A 17,979-nucleotide genomic window follows, 5' to 3' on the forward strand; every position below is an offset into this window, starting at 1 on the left:
CAGCTGCCAAGCCTAAAAAAGCCGCGTCAGTCGACGCGGCTTTTTTCGTTCAATATTCAATATCGATCGACAGGAATACACTGCTGTTCAGATAAAAGCATCATATTAACAGTATTTTGTTTGATCCAGTCCGAGTAAGATCAGCTGTACGGCAAGTGCGTCAGTAGTTGTTATACCGTCGTTATCGCCTGCAATATCTGCATTTTCAATGCCCTGCTCGGTAATATGATTTTCATCTGTGCCGTTTATTCCAAATCTGTCAGGATTTGCAAGAGACTGCATGATAATTACCGAATCAGCCATACTCAGTTCATCGTCGCAGTTTGCATCACCTGAACGTTTTCCTTGAGGCTGTAATAAAGGTTCACTCTGAGCACCGTTTTTCATCACTACTCTGTCTATATAGAGTGCGGCTACCTGCATATCATACAGCAGGCCGCTTTTCCCGTCACCTGTAAAGTCACATTCAGTTTTTATTCTTTCCATTACATCGTCAGGTATCTCGGTATCTCCCATTTTGCCTGTTTCCAGGTAAGCTGCATATGACTCCGCATACTTTTTGTCAAGCTCGTCAACTGTTCCGTTTCCGTCAATATCGGGACGAACTTTCATCTTCATGGCAAGTCCTCTTAAATAGTTTTCATAATGGTCTTCCAGAGTCGGGAATTCGTATTTTTCGCCTGAATCATCATAGAGATGGAATGGGTCGTAAGATGAATTCGGTTTTCCGTCAGGATCCATTTCCTTTAAGAAAAGAGCGTCTGCATAGGGCTTAATAAACTCACCTGTACTGTCGGTCGCCATTGCTGTCGTTCTTTCATCGACCACCTTGCAGATATAGTCCAATATCAGGCTAAAATCTTCGTCATCGCCGCTTATGCCGTTATGGTCGTAGTCACAGTTCCGGGATATAAAATCATACTCTTCCTTTGTGAGACTGCTTTCCTCTGCTGTTCTTCCGAACGCTCTGTCACCATGGTAAAGCTCGGCTATATACAGGTCTCTTCCGTCTATGATATTATCAAAATTAAGGTCGGGAGCAGCTGCCTTACCTGATCCTATTTCATCATAAAATCTCTTTTTAGTTTCTTCCTTTTCCTGCTCCTGCTTTGTGAGCTCGTCCACCATTGGCTGAAAATTGCTGTCCTGTTTGATATATTCGCAGTAGTCCTTGACCATATCGCCTATTAAGTAATAGGGTGCATTCTCATAGAATTTTTCATAATATGTATTATCCGAATATTCGGGAAGAACGGGTTCTCTCAGGAACAGACAGTCAAGGAGCGCCGAAGGATCATACTCCTGTATAAACTTATAATCGCTCTGCTCCAGTGTTATCTTCTTTGCTCTTGCTTTTATCTCTTCATCAAGAACTATCTTCTTATCGGGACGGCTTTTATACGTCCACAAGCCTGTATCAGGGTCCTGTTCGCCTATATACGGCTCATAGGTGGAAGCTATTGTAAAGTCCACAACATCGGCCATATCAAACTTTCCGTCATTATTTATATCGGGATCCACCTTTCCCTCCTCTATCATTTTTTCGAGGAAGAGATAATGCACCCCAAGAAATATTGATCTGTCATTCAGACTGTCAACAAACTGCATACCGAATTTATTACCGTTGTAGCTTGGTCCATGGGGAATCCCAAGCTCTTCGTCGTATGCTTCATATGTTGACTCGGCAAAAAACGAAGTATCGATATCACAGTAAAGAAGGAAGTGACAGAATACGCACCCTTTTTCTTTTGCATCTGTCTCTCCGTCACCGTCAAGATCGGAATTGGCTTTTATCTTTTCCCTTATATCCTCAGGCAGGAAGTCATTACTACCGGGATAATCATCATATCGTTTAAGGAGATAGCAGTCAAGATGATCAAACTTACCGTCTGAGTTGAAGTCGATATCAAGGTTTCTGTCGTTGATATACTGTACTGTTTCCTGTTCCAGTTCAAGAGGATAGTAGCTTGTAAGGTGCGGGATATTTTTTACATTCATTTCCTCTGCAGCTATAGAGCAGTAAGGTATGGCTGATGCTGCAGTCATAACAGCTGCTGCGAGAGATATTATTTTTTTCATAATGATCTGACTCCTTTCATGCTTTCTTGATCATAATACTGCTTTTCAGCTTATATGAAAAGCAGATTTTCCCCGATCGGTCTACAGGCATATTATAGCACATCCCAAATAAAAATACAAGCTTTGAAGCCGCTGTTTTTTAGAAATCCCCACGAAAAAACAGCACGATACAGAACACTTACTGTCAATCCGCTCCGCTTAAATGCCTGATAAAAAAAGATGTAAGAGTCAAAGACCCTTACATCTTTTCCGTATATGTTATCAGCATTCTTCTTTTCTGCGTGATCTGCGGGAAGCGAATACTGCTGCTGCACCAATGGTGATGAAAGCAGCGGCTGCGGCTAAGCTGTGATCGATGATTCCTGTCTTCGGGAGATCAACTGCCTTGCCGTTTTCGTCGGTACCCTTACCCGAGAATCGGTCTACCTTGTATTCCGAACCGTCATCAAATCTGATAGAGACTGCGCCGTCATCGGAGCTTACTGTCTCGGAGACCTTTACTTTCTTGCCTGCCTTTTTGCTGCGGTCGGCTGCTGCCATATCCGCAAGCTTCTTATCGCTGTAGAATTTTGTTTTTTCTAAGGTCTTTTCGCCTGCATATGTGAGCATATCCATCTGACCGTCAGCTCTTGTGAGTGCTATCTCTGTATCGGAGATGGCTGCTGCCACAACTGTTTCAGTCTTATCGCCCGAGGTGAGCTCAACTGCCTGTGTTCCGATCCAGTTATACTTCATTGTCTCCTTTGAACCGTCCTCGGCATTGATAACAGTGATATTGCCCTTGCCGTCCGAGCTGTAGTACTTCAGGCTGTCACCGCTCCTGCAGCTCCAGAGACCTGCGGTAAAGAGATCCTTTATCTCTGGAAGTGAGATAAGATCAATTTCATTTCCGAGCATATCGAAGCACTTTCCGCCCAGTGGGTCAGCTGCAAAGCTGTGGCCGTCCATGAACTCCATACTGTATCTGTTGCTGCTGTCAAATGTTCCGAACATAAGCTCGGGACGAACGCCTGTTATGCGCTCACAGTAGTCTGCTGCCATATCGCGGAGCTGAGATAATGTGTAGAACTTGACATCATCTGCATTCTGATCGGGAACGTATGTAAGACTGTACTTGCTTCCGTCAGCCATTGTCACTGAGAATTTTGAGAGCTTATTGAATTCGGCATTTAATGTCTTTTCATCGTCCCTGCCCTTGTTGCAGGTTATCACACCGCTGCCGTATTCTGCTGTGCATTCCCATTCAACGCCGTTCTCTGCGGAGTATACAACAGCCTTGCCGTCTGCATTGTAGAGTACATAATAATGATTTGAACTTATGTCGAAGCCCTGTGATACACGGTAAACGCCCTCTCTGATATACTCAAATCTAACAGGCTTGCCGCTTGGATCAACTGCCTCATTCCTGAATCTGTCAAAAGCTGTATACTCAGCTATCTTGGTTCCGTTCTTGTCCATGAGGCGCACGATACCCATTCCGTTTTCGTCGTATGCTGCCTCGGCTGATGCAGCCTTGCTGTCGCTGTGGGCATTGTGGTACTCAGTTACGATAGCTTTCATTTCAGGGGTGGTGATATAATCGGAAACGCCCAGTCCGTCGGAGCCTGCATAGAACAGCTTTTCGGAAGTGCCGTCATTCCATGTGATAACAGCGTTTTTCTTATCAGTAAAGGATATCTTTCCTGTTCTGGTCTCAGTTGCTGTTCCGTCGGATATATTCATGGTAACGTTATCGCCGCTCTGCTCAAAGGTGAAGTCCTTTTCGTGAGCGCCGCTCTGGTAATGGATATTGCCTGCATTGCTGTTCAGGAAATTGTAGTAAACGTCGTTTTCTCCGCCGTTCTTTGACCACCATAATCCTGATTTCAGATGTGTGATATCATTGCCCTCAGACATTATCTCTGTTATATTGAATGCCTTGTCCATAGCTGCTACAAGATAATCGTCAAGGTCGGTCACATCGTATGTTAAGGTGATTTTTCCGCTCTCGCTCTCATACTTGTATGCGGGAATGATATCGGAGAAGTCATACGAATCAATGATATTCTGCTCATATGCGTCTGCGGTACCCATAACAGCATTGATAACGAGAGAGTCGGAGTTTACGGGATTTCTTAATTCCTCAGGCATGCCTAAAACGGGGGTATAAACAGAGCTTAAAGTACCATTGATGTTTTTCATCTCTGTGAGCTTGGGGCTTTCTGCTGTGTATTCTCCTGCGATTCCGCCGTTGCCCTTACCCATGATGTAGATACCGTCCATATTCTCATCGGCGGAGGTGATCTCCAGAAGCTTTCTGCCGTTTTCTTCCTTGGTTTTGATATCAAGTGTAGGTGCTGTTTTATCTATTATGACGGGGACCTCATAGGTCTGAGGGTTCTTGTCGGCACCGTCATAGCTGATATGTCCTGTTATTACGCCCTTGTATTTTCCGTCAGGATAATCGCCGGGTTTCAGTTCCGATACATAGCACACAGGAGTATATGCAGGGAACATCTCGTCGCCCTCTGAGTCTGCCACCAGATTGTTGTCGCTGTCGTAGATCTTTATGCCTGCAAGGTATGCATTTCTCCTTGTTGTCATAAACACTTCGACCTGTTCAGCCATTCCGTCTCCGTCGGGAGAGAGGTATACGCTGTCTTCCTTACACTGTGCAAGTGTATCATTGTATTCATCGTCAAAGTACTGAGTAATTGCCTGTGGGAACATTGCTATCTCTTCTGCTGCCTCAGCAGGAAGCCTTCCCATAAGGTTGTATAAAGCTTCGGCATTAGCTGCAAAGGAGCTTGAAGCAGGGAAAGTGCCGTCGCCTGACTGCTCATATAATGTGTAGGGTTCAAGGTCCTTTGTACCGTTGTGGAAGATAGGCACCTGTGCCCAGTCTCCGTAGAAGCCCATAACAGGGATAGAGATATCGCAGCAGTTTTCCGCACCGCTGAGAACGATATATCCCTCAACAAAGAAACCGTTGGGGAATACGGAGCTGTGAGCTTCAAGGTCGGCAGCTGAAAGCTGTGCGCTGACGTTTACTGTACGGGTCTCCTGTGCCTTTGCTTTCAGCAGTGACGAAAGATCAGCTGTGACGCCGATATTGCTTGCGCCGCTGATGGACAGCTCTCCCGATCCGTCGCCCTCTGCTGCGGCGCCGTCCTCGGCTGTAAGTACCAGCTTTGCCTCCTTGAATTCAACGTCCTCATCGGTGAAGTTCCTGATATCAATATCGAAGCTGAGCTGAGAAGTGAGCTTGTCTTTCAGCTCCACCTTTGCAAGACCGCTGCTGCCTGTAAGGATAACTCTGTCATTGAGCACGTTTTTCATGTTCACAAGTCCAGCGCCCTGACGGCGTGGACTTTCGTATACATCTCCGTCTGAGAAAAGTACGGCTGAGTTCATCATAAGATTCTTGATGAAAGCTGTCTTTTCAGCACCTGTGAGCTCCAGACCGTTTTTCCTGAGATACTGATCGAATACAGCAGCACAGCCTGCAACATAGGGTGAAGCCATTGAGGTACCCTCCAGCTGCTTTATCTGGTTGCCGTATGCGGCAGATGAAACTGAACCGCCGATGCCTGTGATATCGGGCTTGAGGGTAAGGTCCTCCGCAGGTCCGTATGAGCTGAATTCGTTGACGCCTCCGTCAAGGGGAGTGATAAGGCTCAATGTACTGTCAAAGCGTATCTTCTTAGATTCAGCCTCTTTCATCTTGTTTCCGTCATTCAATGAGATAAACACAGACGGGAAATCCATTCCGTCCATCATCATTGTTGCAAGACCATCCTCTTCAACGTTGTCGCATACCACCATAGCTATGGCTCCTGCCTGCTGAGCATTGAATGCCTTTTCCCAGAAGCTTATTTCACCTCTGTCAAGAAGAGCTATCTTTCCCTGTATGTCCTTGCCCTCGTAATCCTCGAATGCACCGAGACCGCAGTATACATACTCGTATACGTCATCGCCGAGATGATCGCTGAGTGTAATGTTTTCGCCGCTGTTGTAGGGTATCTCGTCATCAAGTCCCTCAATAAGGAAACATGGATCACGGCGTACAGAGTTATTGGCAGAAGCAACGCACATTGCCTCCTTGAAGCCTGCGGGTTCGCCTATGGTATGGGTATCGGGGTCTGATGTGCTGATATCGCAGTGCTCGCCCTGACCCATAAGGCTGTTGCTGTCATTGCCTGCTGCTGCAACTACCACGACGCCTGCATTGTTGAGAGCTGCTATAGTATCCTTGTACGGAGCGCTTTCAATATTCCCTCCTGCACCGCCGAAGCTGAGATTGATAACGTCTGCCTTGAGCTTTGCGGCGTCCTCCAGAGCTGCAAGAAGAGCGTCCGTATCGACGGAGCTCACATATATACCGCTCATTTCGTCAATGGCAGTCTGTCTGAACACCTTCATCATTACGAGCTGAGCGTCTCTTGCAATGCCCGAGAGCTCCTTGCCGTCGGAATCGCTTATCATATCACCTGCCGCAATGCCTGCAACGTGAGTGCCGTGATATTCCTGAGGGTCAGTGTATTCATAGGGAGTATCATCGGCATAATCGATAACATAGGGCAGCTTGCTGCTGATATACGCCTTGTCGGGGTCTATCTTTACGTTGAGGTCGCCTGATACTGCTATGATATCGTCCTTTGTGAGCTTGTTTTCCTTATCGTCAATGGGAGCGAACATGCTGTGAGTGATGTCAAATTCAGTGTCCAGAACTGCAATGACCTCGCCCTCTCCGAAATAACCCGTAGTCTCTCCGAAATATCCAGCCTCGCTGAGCTCGGGTGCTGTGTAGAGCTCGGGCTTTACAGTATTCACAGTCTGTACCTTTGTTACTCCTTCTACCCAGCGGCAGGCTCTTGCTTCGTCCAGAAGCTCCTCGGGAAGCTCACAGGAAAAGCCGTTTGTGAGCACGTTATAGCGATAGCCTATCTCAAGGTCGGGATAGAGGGTACGCAGTGATGCTTCCGCTTCGCTGCTGATACGGCTGAGGGCTGCTGCCTTTGCGTCTGATTCAGCAGTATCGAGATAGTCTGTTCCCATTTCTGCTGCTTCTTCTCCTGCAAGCACAGCTTCTCCGCTGAGACTGATTATGACGGGAACCAGATTTTCGGCTTTCGCTGCGTCATATTCAGCTGCTGCCAGTGCAGCCGAGAGTCCGCAGTTCATTACCGAGGTCCCTCCGAGCACTGCCGCAGCTGTCATGCTTAGCAAATGGCGTGTAAATTTCTTCATTTTTCATCGGTCCTTTCTGATTATAATGCTGTAGTTGATATAACGTTTTTTGAATTGAGCTTTAGTATTACATAAGCGTGACCTCCTTTGAAATTAGTTGTATATTGTTTATTGCGTATTATCTGTGTTTAGTCTAAGCGTTTTAATTTCATAGCCGTGCCGTCGGCTGTTTCGGAAGTGGTTCTTAATACAACAGGCTTGAAATTGAAGTATTCAATACCAAGTTCATACGGGGTATCTTCGCCCTGCTTTTTCAGGATTATCCTGTTGCTTTCAACATCGTATACCTCGCTGAAATCATCAAGGCTCGTGAGCTCGATGCCGTTTGCTTTCCCGAATTCCTCAAAATCACTGAGAAAGTCTCCGCACTCAATAACTCCGTTATTGTACCTGTATATCTTCACATGATTGTTCATGTTTTCCTGAGCTTCTCCGTACTGATAATTACAGATCAGTTCAAGTCTGTTGTCGTCTTCAAGATCGGTGAAAAAAGCAGAGGTTTTGTCCTTGTATCCCGTATATTCAACGAATATCTCGTTGGTGTCCTCATTGATAAAGTAGGTGTTCTCTGTATCGGAAGACAGGCTTTCCGTGTAGATATGCCAGTTTTTAATGCCAAAGATACAGCCGAAATAAAAATTGGCATATATCGGGTACATGTATGCAGGTCCGAATGTATAATCTTCAAGTTCCAGTTCGTAATCCTTGTCAAAGTATCTGCTTTTAAGCAGCAGCTTGTTCAAGTCGGGAGAATACTCATCTGAAAAATCCACATAGGAGGATATATCAAGATCATGTGCGTCAGAAAAAGCTTCATAATGATCATAAAAATTTGCTGCCTCGATCACACCGTCCCTGAGCTTGAATACGATGGCATGATCGTTGGGTTTGCCGCCGACTACTGCGAGTATGCGGTTGCATATGAGTTCATCAGCTCCGTCATTGTCAATATCCGCAAGATAAGCGATAGGCTTGCCTTCACTGCATTCGGAATAAGCAAATTCAAAGCCCGTGTCTTCGTTTATAAATGAGTATGACCAGGTATTGTCATATTCCAGATGCTTATCTATGTCAAGATGCCAGTTCTCTACCCCGAGAATAGGTCCATCGTAATCAGCTGTTATTGTTATGGGAGCATACGTGTTTTCATCGTCGTATGATACTGCATCGGAAGCATTGTTTCCTTCGATAGTCCCGCGGTCATTCAGCTGAGAATTAAAGTACACACCGCCTGTTACAGTTACGGCAGCTATTGCCAGCGTCGCAGCAGCTGACCATGCCTTGCTCCACATGGGACGGTGGTAGACCTCGACTTTATGCTCCTGAGTTTCCTCATAATAGTCCTCGGTGTCATTTGTTATACGTCTGAATATCTTTTCAGCCTCTGCATCATCTACAGCCCTGTATTTATATGAGAGGGCTTCAAGAGTTTTCATATCGGCATTTTCGAGTATATTAAGATCCAATTTCTTTTTCATAAATATCTCCTTCAAACAGATATGTCATTGTCTGAAATCAGTCTGCGCAGCTTTTTCAGAGCTCTGCTGCTGCGCACTCTTATCATTGCAGGTGAAAGGGAAACAAATCCTGAGATCTCAAATGAGCTCCGCCCATAGTAATACTTCTGTATTATTATGGTGGAATCAGGCTCTCCGAGACTGTCTATGAGCTTCATAAGCGTTCGTTGTGTTTCTTTTTTTTCGGCAGATTCGGAAATGTTTTCATCTGACGGAAGAGCAGCAGTATTTTCATCGTCCAATGAAATGCTGTTTGTGTTTCTGCATAATCTATGGTAATACGCCGCCGACTTTCTCAGGGCAATAGTTGCGATAAAGCCCTTTATATCATCATTTGCGGCTTGCTTGGATTCATATGAACCGAATACATCAGTAAAAATATCACTTACACATTCGTCTATATCCTCGCGGCTGCCGCAGCTTCGCAGGCGGTTGAATGCAATAGTATAAACGTAGTTAAGATACTCATCAAATATGGTGCGCTGAGCTTTGTTCTTATCAGTTTTCAAAAGCTGCTGATACTCACTGTGCTTCAATATCTGCTTCCTCCTTTCACTGAAAAGTATTCATTATATATATTTACATTATAACATAAAAGTGTAGCATATATAAAGATATTTTTTTATTTTAATCAAATCAACTACGGTTTCCGATGTGATATGTACAACATGGATACGAGACTTTTTTCTCATACTGCCACATAATTTATCTCCTTTCCCACGGCCACGGATCGTCTGTCCATGTCCAGCGCTCGTCGTTGTCTGCCTGCTCGGGAGTGAGCGGACCGTATTTTCTTGCATATTCCTGTACAGCATTCTCGCGGAGCTGTCTGTACTTGCGGAACATAGTCAGCGCCTGCCGACAGTTGGGGTGGGTATCAAGATAAAGGTTCAGCTCCTTGAGAGTAAAATCGTATTTCTTTATCTTGCTCAGAAGCATTCTCTGTTCATTCATCTGCTGTCCCCTCCTCCCCAAAACGGCAGGTCAAGCTCGGGAAAGATAGTGCCCCTGCTCAGAGCCTCGTCATCGCCGTAGGTCTCGCCCCACTGCTGAAAGGGTACATACGCCATCGCAAGAGGAGTACTTGCAGGGAAACGTGATACGGTATCGTTCGCTTTATTTGTAATGTTGAGCTTCATTTCCATTGCGCCGAGAGAGTTCTCACGCTCATGGAGTATCAAGCCGTCCATATCGTCAAAAAGATCCAATTTCATTGATCTGTCCTCCTTTCCTGCGCGGAGAACAAGTGCAGATGCTCTCCGCACATTACATACTATGTGAAAGAGAGCACAGAGGTTACAAAAAAGTCCGCATACGCAGCCGACGTATACGGACTCTTTATCATTTTTCTTTTTTCTTCATGCTCAGAAGCAGTACAAATACCGCAGCAGGAACAGCTGCAAAAACAGCTGCCGACCTGTCACCTGTATTCGGGCTGTCAGCGGATACCTTTGCTTTTGTCGTTGTCGCCGCTGCTGCCGCAGAAGTCGATACAGAGGTAACAGCAGGCTCGGTGAAAGTGCTTTTTGCCGCTATTTCCCTGCGGCGTATAATATCGCCGTTAAGGTTCAGTATATCGTAGGAATAATGGTCGCCGTCACGGTATATGAAGCTGAAACGGGCACTGGCACTGCCTATGGTAGTGGACAGGAAGCCCGAATGGCCGTAGGTAAAGCTGAGTGTCTCTCTGTCGTAGGTGCCGTCGCTGTATTTTTTAGTGCTTATGAGTTCGTCTCCGTCGCTGAGGATAAACTCTGTCTCGGAACGGGAATGGTCGTGACCGAAGAGGTACATTATGTCCATATCATACTTCTCTGCATAGCTGTTTATGAGCTTCGCCATCTCGTCGGAGCGGTCGATGTTATACTGGTTCTCGCCTATCCATTTTCCTATGCTTGTGCCATTTGCATTGACGGACTGTGGCTGGAGCCCGAGAACATGAAGTCCCGAATGAGCGGATATAACCACAAGCTCGCCGTTATAGCTCTCGGCAGTCTTTTTCAGGAAGCTTTCCAGCTCACCGAGCGTTCTGTCGTAGGAATATGTGTACTCATTGTTGTTGAAGTACAAGGCGCTCTCGAAGTTAAGTCCGTAGACAATTATGCCCTTTGCAAAGCGGCTGTTTCTGCCCTTGTTTTTCACACCGTCGGATAAACCGCGGAATATCTGTCTCCCTGCTCCCCTCGTATTGCAGTCGGCGCCAAGCCCTGCCCTGAGAGACATTATTGAAGCCGCTTCTCCCGAGTCGTGATTTCCCGAGGCAAATACAGCGTCCAGACCGCCCAGATGTGAGACTATCTGAGGATAGTACCTGCTCAGCATGGTATCCTTATCCACTGTGGGACCGTTGGCAAGGTCTCCCGTACATACCACCAGTGACGGAATATAGCCGCCTGTGCGCTCCATTATCTTTTCTAAAGCGCGGTCTATGAACTCATACTGCTCATGGATATCGGAGAATGACATAAACGAATCTGGCATGACTCCCTTTGCAATAACAAAAGCCCCGTCCGCAGAACGCTCCCTGTAGTGTACTCCCTCGGAGTCGTGCCCCTCTATAAGACAGCCCACACGATGGACTCCGGCAGGCTTATCAGTCAGCGAATCCGCTGTGAATGTAAGCTTTGCGCAGTCCTGCTCCTTTCCGTCCACGAACCATTTTACGCTGTCCGTTACGATGTCCTTATCTGACAGCTCCACCGAAAAAACAGGCGCAGCATAGCCGCTGCCCTCCAGTACATAGCTCTCTGCGGCAGGGTGCCTGCTTATGCATCGGCTGAGCTGATCCCTCTTTGCATAGATGCAGACCTGAGCTGCCTCCCCCATGTTATCGGTACAGGAAAACGGCTCGTCGCTGCCCTCAGTATATCTGAGGTAGTGCATATTTCCGTTTTCATTATAGCTGAGAGCACCGCCGCTGTAGTCCCAGACGCTGTCGCCGTCATTCCACCAGTTTGAAACAGTATAGAGCTGTCCGTCGTGGTAAGTGAGGTGATATGAATTGGACAGTGTGGTATACCTTGGAGCAACGCTGGTGACCATTGTTCTTCTGTAATAATGCCAGATGTACTCACGGTAATTATCATCAGCGGCAGTAAGTATCATCTGTCTGCCGTCGCTGCCCTTTACGCAGATGATGTAGTCGTTTTCGTCCTCAAAGCTGTTTACCTTATACCACTTCTGACCGTCGGCAAGAGTAAGAACTCCGTTTTTCTCACTTATTGGAGCAGTGACGGTGTAGTGAGCCTCACCTGCCCCATACGCATAAACAGGCAGGCTCAGTGAAAATACTGCGGCAGCAGCTGCTGCCGCAGCCGCTTTCTTGAATATGTCCATGTCCGATCACTCCGATCATTTTTATAAAATAAGCCATAGCACATTCAGCGCTATGGCTTGGTATTACATTAATATGCTGAAAGCACGATGTTTACTATGCCCTGATAGAGCCCGCCTGTTTCGCTGGCAAAATTAAAGCCGAAATCCGCAGGGTTCTGGAGCTGCATTACGATTATGTATGAACCGTCCTGAGCATAATTGCTGTAGTCGCTGTAAACAGGCTTTTCAGCCGATCTGTCAGCAAAGTTCCTGAGACAGCCTGTAATGTAGAGATAATCTCCCGCACCTGTCTCGGCAGTTCCTGTCTTTGCGAAGAACTCGTAATTATCGGGAACGTAGATACCCAGATTATTGGCAACTCCCCTCATGCCGTCAAGGAGATTCTGTCTGTACTCCGCAGGGATACTTGCAATGACCTCATAGGGTGAGCTGCCTTTTGCGCACTCCTTGGTGGGTTCGTTGGTATCCACCACCTGCTGTACCACAAAGGGCTTTACCATATCTCCGAAAACAGCCTCTCTGCCAAGAGCCGCAAGGTATATGGGGCAGGTCTTTACGTAAGCCTGACCGAATGCGCTCCTGCGCAGGTCGTCAAGGCAGTATATCTCGATATTGTTGCTGATAGTTCCGAAATCGCAGTCTATGGGGTCGCAGAAATGGAATAAGCTTTCAAGCTCCTCGAGCACCTTATCAGTGCCGAGAGTGTCGAAGACCTTTGCGAAGAATATATTGCTTGAGCCCACAAATGCGGAGCTGAGAGTTCTCTCAGGTATGGGGTACATACCCGAATCGTGATCCCAGTTCACGATAGTAGCGCCGCTGTCTACCCACTCGCCGTCGTCATAGACGGTATGTATGCCGTTCTTATCTGCAATGACCTCGGACATTATCTTGAAGCATGACCCCGGTGAAGCGTTCTGGAACGCCTTGTTTGAAAGAGTCCCGCTGTACAGGTTGCTGCTGTACTCGGTATCTGAGTAATACAGCTCGGGATCGTATGTGGGATATGAAGCCTCCGCCATGATAGAGCCGTCAGTCCTCAGTACCACTACCGAGCCTGCCATGCCCATATTTGCCATATATGTACAAAGCTCGATCTGCTTATCTGCGTCAATGGTAAGTTTTACCGACTCGCCCACATTGTTCTTGTCATTAACAGGGGTGGGGTTCTTAGTGCAGAGCAGATCTTTCAGTGCATTGTCAAGTCCCGCCGAAGCCTCGCTGATGATATTTCCGAAGGAATATCCGCAGTCCTCGCCGTAAAGCCTCTGATCCTCGTTTTCGTTAGCATAGGTGCCATAGGTCAGAAGCCTGTTGTTTGTATCGTATATGTTCCCCCTATATACGAACTCTGTAGTTGTAGTTACAGTTGTTTCTTCTGTAGCAGCTGTCTCATCTGTAGTTTCTTGCCTTGCCGAGCGTGAGCTTGTATCATTGCGGACTTCAAACTGTCCTACCTCTGCTGAACAGGACGGAAACGACAGCGCCGCTGCTGCTGCTATGAGCATCGGCATTAGTCTTTTTCCCCCGATTATCATTCTGATTACCGTCCTAAAAAATTATGTGCGATTTTGCGCCGCGGACAGCGGCGTTGGAAAGCCTACTATTATTATACATTTAATTCCTTAATTCGTCAATACGTTTTAAAAAATATTAAAAAAATTAATATTTTTTCTTTGGACAGAAGGAGCTCCCCTTTCGCAGCTGCAAAATGGGAGCTCCGACGCATATAAACTGTTATCTGCCTGCAACGATGTTCATTATGCCATTGTAGAGCCCTGCGGACTGTGATGCGAATTCAAAGCCGTGGTCAGCAGGGTTCTGTATCTCCATGACTACTACATATGAGCCTGTCTCGCCGTAATTATCGTAGCTTTCATAGCTCTGGGAGCCGCTGTCGCTGTTGTTCTTTGCGCAGCCTGTGATATAGAGGTAATCTCCGCGCCAGCCCTCAGCTGTACCTGTCTTAGCATAGAAGCTGTAGTTGCCCGGAGCATATACTCCGATATCGGAGCCCACGCCTCTCATGCCATTGAGAAGATTGTCGCGGCACTCCGCAGGTATGGAAGCGATAACGTCGTAAGCCTTGGAGCCGTCACCTATTTTAGTATTTGGGTCTGAGCTGTCCACTATGTCCTTTAACACAAAGGGAGTGACCATATCGCCGAATACAGCCTCTCTGCCAAGAGCCGACAGGAATATGGGACAGGTCAGCACCTTGGACTGACCGAAAGCGCTTCTGCGCAGGTCGTCCACGTCCTCTATCTCGATATTGTTGCTGAGAACTCCGAAATCGCACTTTATATCATCGGAATCGTCTGCACCGAAGTGGAAAATAGTCTTTAAGTCGCTGAGTACAGTGTCCTCGCCTATATAATCGAAAGCCTTGGCGAAGAAGATATTGCTGGAGTTGATAAATGCCGAGCTGAGTGAGCGCTCCATAGGGTAGCTCGCCTTGTTGGTCTCGTGATCCCAGTTTACAATAGGGTGGTCGTTTCCGAAATCCCATGTGCCGTCATCATGAACGGAATAAACTCCGTTCTTATCGGAGATGACCTCGGACATTATCTTGAAGCATGAGCCCGGCTCATAGTTGCTGAACGCCTTGTTGCCCACATCTCCCCACGCAAGGTCCTCGTCGTATTTCTGGTCTGCAACAGCATTTGGGTCATAGGACGGATAGCTGACCTGCGCCATTATGGAGCCGTCTGTACGGAGCACTACCACAGCACCCACCATATTGTTGCTTTCCATGTAGCCGTATATCTCGTTCTGTACATCGCCGTCAAGCGTAAGCTTTACAGACTGTGGAGCGCCGCTTGCCGAGGGAGTTGTAAGTATATCCTCAAAGGCTGTGTCGTAGCCCTCTGACATTGTAGTCAGGATATTTGCAAAGGATACCGCATAGTTTTCCGCAAAAACTCTGCGGCTGCCGTCCTCGGCAGTTGAAACGAGAAGATTTCCCTTGGCGTCGTAGATATTGCCCTTTGCACCTGTCACCTTAGCCTCGGTAGTCTTTTCGGCAGCACCTGTAGTAGTGCTTTCGGCAGTCGTTGTCTCGGCAGCTGTTGTAGTTTCAGCGGCAGGGCCGTCCGCACCCTCTATCTTTCCAACGGATTTTGACGAGCAGGAAGCAAAGCCTGCAAGCATTGTTATTGAAGCGGCAAGTGCCGTTATTTTTCTTGTTATCATATTGTACATTCCTTTGTAAGTATATTTTTCAGCCTTTAATATTATATACTATAGGCGTGATTTCGTCAACTGTCCGCAGAAAAATAAAAAAGTCCCGAAAAGGCTTGACTATTTCCTGAAAATATGAGATAATATTTAGGTATGAAAAAATTCGAAAGTGAGTATCAATATGATAAAAAAGTACCTTATCACTTTTCTTATATCTATGGTGCCTATTGCCGAGCTCAGGGTAGCTGTACCTGTAGGCGTCCGCTTCGGGTTAAAGTGGTATTACGTTGTGCTCATGTGTATGATCGGCAACATGATACCCGTCCCCTTTATATATTTCTTTGCAAGAAAAATACTGGAATGGGGCGCAGACAAGCCCGTTATCGGCAGGTTCTTCACATGGTGTCTCAAAAAGGGACACAGCGGCGGTGAAAAACTCCAGGAGAAAGCAGGCAGGGGCATGTTCTGGGCGCTGCTCCTCTTCGTGGGTATACCGCTCCCCGGTACAGGCGCATGGACAGGCACTCTGGCGGCAAGTATCCTCGAGCTGGACTTCAAAAAGAGCATTTTCGCAGTAACACTGGGGATAGTTCTTGCAGCTGCTATAATGACAGTGGGTTCGCTCCTCGGTATAAGCGCTATCAGCGCAATAAAGTGAGCTCCCATACATGACTGTTTATGAGACATTAAGGTTTTATTAGTTTTAAGGAAGGCGATTTTTGTTATGCTTAAAAAGTGCATTATTACTTTTCTGGTATCTATGGTGCCGATCATCGAGCTCAGAGGAGCTATCCCGATAGGAGTTGGCTTTGGTATAAAGTGGTATTACGTTGTACTCATGTGTATGGTCGGCAATATGATACCTGTTCCCTTTATCTATTTCTTTGCGAGAAAGATACTTGAATGGGGCGCAGACAAGCCCGTTATCGGCAAATTCTTCTCATGGTGTCTCAAAAAGGGTCACAGCGGCGGCGAAAAGCTGCAGCAGAAAGCAGGCAAGGGCATGTTCTGGGCTCTGCTTCTCTTCGTGGGTATACCGCTCCCGGGAACAGGTGCATGGACAGGCACTCTTGCAGCAAGTATCCTCGAGCTGGACTTCAAAAAGAGCATTCTTGCAGTAACTCTGGGAGTTCTCCTTGCAGCTGCTATCATGACAGTGGGCTCGCTCCTTGGTATCAGCGCTATCAGCGCTATCAAATAACGTCTGAAAGTCACAGCTTATGCTGTGGCTTTTTTAGTTGAGAGTTGAGAGTGGAGAGTTGAAAGTTGTGGTGTCGCCTACGGCGACATTATTTAAATAATGTGAGCGCAGCGAACACATTAACTCTCAACTAAGTCCTCTCAACTCTCAACTTAATAAACAGCTCTCAACTTCTCACAACTACTTTACAAATAACAGCAAAAGTAGTATAATATAATCATATCTTAATTTTACGGAGGAATTTATTATGTATATTACCTGTCTCGACCTTGAAGGTGTTCTCGTTCCTGAGATCTGGATCGCTTTTGCTGAAGCAAGCGGCATTCCCGAACTCAAAAAGACTACCCGTGACGAGCCCGACTACGACAAGCTCATGAACTGGCGTCTCGGCGTCCTCAAGGAGCACGGTCTCGGACTTAAAGAAATTCAGGACACTATCGCTAAGATAGAGCCCATGGAAGGCGCTAAGGAGTTCCTGGACGCTCTCCGCGAGCTTGGTCAGGTGATCATCATCAGCGATACATTCACTCAGTTCGCAGCTCCTCTTATGAAGAAGCTGGGCTGGCCCACTATATTCTGCAACTCCCTTGAAGTAGCCGACAACGGCGAGATAACAGGCTTCAAGATGCGCTGCGAGAAGTCCAAGCTCACTACAGTCAAGGCTCTCCAGTCTATCGGCTACGACACTATCGCAAGCGGTGACAGCTACAACGACCTTGGCATGATCGAGGCAAGCAAGGCAGGCTTCCTGTTCAGAAGCACAGAGCAGATCAAGAAGGATCACCCTGAGCTCCCTGCTTTCGAGACCTACGACGAGCTCCTTGCAGCTATAAAGAAAGCAATGGCATAAGCCAATTGCCGACATAAACAAAATATTATCCCGAAGGAGGCTTAACCAATGAAAGTGCTTATCGTTATTGATATGCAGAATGACTTCACCACAGGAGTTCTGGGCAATCCTCAGACTGCCGCTGTTACGGCAAATGTTGTGAAGAAGATAAATGAATTCCGAAAGTCCGAAAAGGACGGACGCATCATAGCTACTCTGGACACTCATACCGAGGACTACATGAATACTCAGGAGGGAAAGAATCTTCCCGTACCCCACTGTCTCCGCGGCTCTGAGGGCTGGAAGCTTGTTCCCGAGGTGGAAAAGGCTCTCGGCAAGGAATGCACCATAGTGGAAAAGCCTACCTTCGGAGCTATAAATCTGCCCGAGATAATAGGCGACGGCAAGGATATAGAGGAGTTCTGGTTCATCGGCGTATGCACGGATATATGCGTTATATCCAACGCCATGATAATCAAGGCAGCTTACCCCGAGATACCCGTTAAGGTCATCTCCGAATGCTGTGCAGGAGTTACTCCCGAAAGCCACGAAAACGCTCTGAACGCCATGAAAGTCGTTCAGATGACAGTTGAATAAATAGGAGCGGA

General features: G+C 46.9%; 13 protein-coding genes. 4 read left to right on the forward strand and 9 right to left on the reverse strand.

Translation table 11 applies throughout. From position 1 onward, the window contains the following. Nucleotides 1–105: 105 nt before the first annotated feature. The 9 genes from N774_RS0104680 to N774_RS0104720 all read right to left on the reverse strand — a co-directional run bounded on the left by N774_RS0104680 (nt 106) and on the right by N774_RS0104720 (nt 15,353). Complete coding sequence (locus N774_RS0104680; RefSeq protein WP_024860124.1) at nt 106–2,079, reverse strand: hypothetical protein; 1,974 nt, start codon at nt 2,077–2,079, stop codon at nt 106–108. A gap of 261 nt (nt 2,080–2,340) precedes the next feature. Beyond that, nucleotides 2,341–7,308: a S8 family serine peptidase gene (locus N774_RS0104685; RefSeq protein ID WP_080770431.1), complete on the reverse strand. Its 4,968-nt coding sequence runs from the start codon at nt 7,306–7,308 to the stop codon at nt 2,341–2,343. Between the two features lie 128 nt (nt 7,309–7,436). Then, nucleotides 7,437–8,786 carry a hypothetical protein gene (locus N774_RS0104690; RefSeq protein WP_024860126.1) on the reverse strand — a complete coding sequence of 450 codons (1,350 nt, stop codon included), beginning with the start codon at nt 8,784–8,786 and terminating at the stop codon, nt 7,437–7,439. An 11-nt stretch (nt 8,787–8,797) separates the two neighbouring features. Then, the gene (locus N774_RS0104695; protein WP_024860127.1) at nt 8,798–9,361 is read right to left on the reverse strand and encodes a sigma-70 family RNA polymerase sigma factor; all 564 of its coding nucleotides are present in this window, start codon (nt 9,359–9,361) and stop codon (nt 8,798–8,800) included. A 169-nt stretch (nt 9,362–9,530) separates the two neighbouring features. Then, nucleotides 9,531–9,779, reverse strand: coding sequence for a spore coat protein CotJB (locus tag N774_RS0104700; protein ID WP_024860128.1), 249 nt, complete (start codon nt 9,777–9,779; stop codon nt 9,531–9,533). After that, the gene (locus N774_RS0104705) at nt 9,776–10,039 is read right to left on the reverse strand and encodes a spore coat associated protein CotJA (protein WP_024860129.1); all 264 of its coding nucleotides are present in this window, start codon (nt 10,037–10,039) and stop codon (nt 9,776–9,778) included. The genes N774_RS0104700 and N774_RS0104705 overlap by 4 nt, the downstream gene beginning before the upstream one ends. A 127-nt stretch (nt 10,040–10,166) precedes the next feature. Then, complete coding sequence (locus N774_RS0104710; protein ID WP_024860130.1) at nt 10,167–12,161, reverse strand: metallophosphoesterase; 1,995 nt, start codon at nt 12,159–12,161, stop codon at nt 10,167–10,169. A 68-nt stretch (nt 12,162–12,229) separates the two neighbouring features. Beyond that, entirely contained in the window at nt 12,230–13,675 is a 1,446-nt protein-coding gene (locus N774_RS0104715) for a penicillin-binding transpeptidase domain-containing protein (protein ID WP_024860131.1), read from the reverse strand. A 223-nt stretch (nt 13,676–13,898) separates the two neighbouring features. Further along, entirely contained in the window at nt 13,899–15,353 is a 1,455-nt protein-coding gene (locus tag N774_RS0104720; RefSeq protein WP_024860132.1) for a penicillin-binding transpeptidase domain-containing protein, read from the reverse strand. Between the two features lie 169 nt (nt 15,354–15,522). On the opposite strand from N774_RS0104720, the gene N774_RS0104725 reads away from it, so the two are divergent. The 4 genes from N774_RS0104725 (at nt 15,523) to N774_RS0104740 (ending at nt 17,968) form a co-directional block, all read left to right on the forward strand. Continuing rightward, the gene (locus N774_RS0104725) at nt 15,523–15,999 is read left to right on the forward strand and encodes a COG2426 family protein (protein ID WP_037280136.1); all 477 of its coding nucleotides are present in this window, start codon (nt 15,523–15,525) and stop codon (nt 15,997–15,999) included. 66 nt (nt 16,000–16,065) lie between these two features. Then, nucleotides 16,066–16,542 carry a COG2426 family protein gene (locus tag N774_RS0104730; protein WP_024860134.1) on the forward strand — a complete coding sequence of 159 codons (477 nt, stop codon included), beginning with the start codon at nt 16,066–16,068 and terminating at the stop codon, nt 16,540–16,542. A gap of 247 nt (nt 16,543–16,789) precedes the next feature. Next, entirely contained in the window at nt 16,790–17,392 is a 603-nt protein-coding gene (gene thrH / locus N774_RS0104735) for a bifunctional phosphoserine phosphatase/homoserine phosphotransferase ThrH (RefSeq protein ID WP_024860135.1), read from the forward strand. Between the two features lie 48 nt (nt 17,393–17,440). After that, nucleotides 17,441–17,968: a cysteine hydrolase family protein gene (locus N774_RS0104740; RefSeq protein ID WP_024860136.1), complete on the forward strand. Its 528-nt coding sequence runs from the start codon at nt 17,441–17,443 to the stop codon at nt 17,966–17,968. Nucleotides 17,969–17,979: the final 11 nt, after the last annotated feature.

Source organism: Ruminococcus flavefaciens AE3010 (assembly GCF_000526795.1).
GTDB classification, from domain to species: domain Bacteria; phylum Bacillota; class Clostridia; order Oscillospirales; family Ruminococcaceae; genus Ruminococcus; species Ruminococcus flavefaciens_D.

Excerpts from the sequence above, each read along its gene's own strand:
- N774_RS0104680 (WP_024860124.1), bottom strand. The coding sequence starts at position 2,079 with ATGAAAAAAATAATATCTCTCGCAGCAGCTGTTATGACTGCAGCATCA.
- N774_RS0104685 (WP_080770431.1), bottom strand. The coding sequence starts at position 7,308 with ATGAAGAAATTTACACGCCATTTGCTAAGCATGACAGCTGCGGCAGTG.
- N774_RS0104690 (WP_024860126.1), bottom strand. The coding sequence starts at position 8,786 with ATGAAAAAGAAATTGGATCTTAATATACTCGAAAATGCCGATATGAAA.
- N774_RS0104700 (WP_024860128.1), bottom strand. The coding sequence starts at position 9,779 with ATGAATGAACAGAGAATGCTTCTGAGCAAGATAAAGAAATACGATTTT.
- N774_RS0104705 (WP_024860129.1), bottom strand. The coding sequence starts at position 10,039 with ATGAAATTGGATCTTTTTGACGATATGGACGGCTTGATACTCCATGAG.
- N774_RS0104710 (WP_024860130.1), bottom strand. The coding sequence starts at position 12,161 with ATGGACATATTCAAGAAAGCGGCTGCGGCAGCAGCTGCTGCCGCAGTA.
- N774_RS0104715 (WP_024860131.1), bottom strand. The coding sequence starts at position 13,675 with ATGCCGATGCTCATAGCAGCAGCAGCGGCGCTGTCGTTTCCGTCCTGT.
- N774_RS0104720 (WP_024860132.1), bottom strand. The coding sequence starts at position 15,353 with ATGATAACAAGAAAAATAACGGCACTTGCCGCTTCAATAACAATGCTT.
- N774_RS0104725 (WP_037280136.1), top strand. The coding sequence starts at position 15,523 with ATGATAAAAAAGTACCTTATCACTTTTCTTATATCTATGGTGCCTATT.
- N774_RS0104730 (WP_024860134.1), top strand. The coding sequence starts at position 16,066 with ATGCTTAAAAAGTGCATTATTACTTTTCTGGTATCTATGGTGCCGATC.
- thrH (WP_024860135.1), top strand. The coding sequence starts at position 16,790 with ATGTATATTACCTGTCTCGACCTTGAAGGTGTTCTCGTTCCTGAGATC.
- N774_RS0104740 (WP_024860136.1), top strand. The coding sequence starts at position 17,441 with ATGAAAGTGCTTATCGTTATTGATATGCAGAATGACTTCACCACAGGA.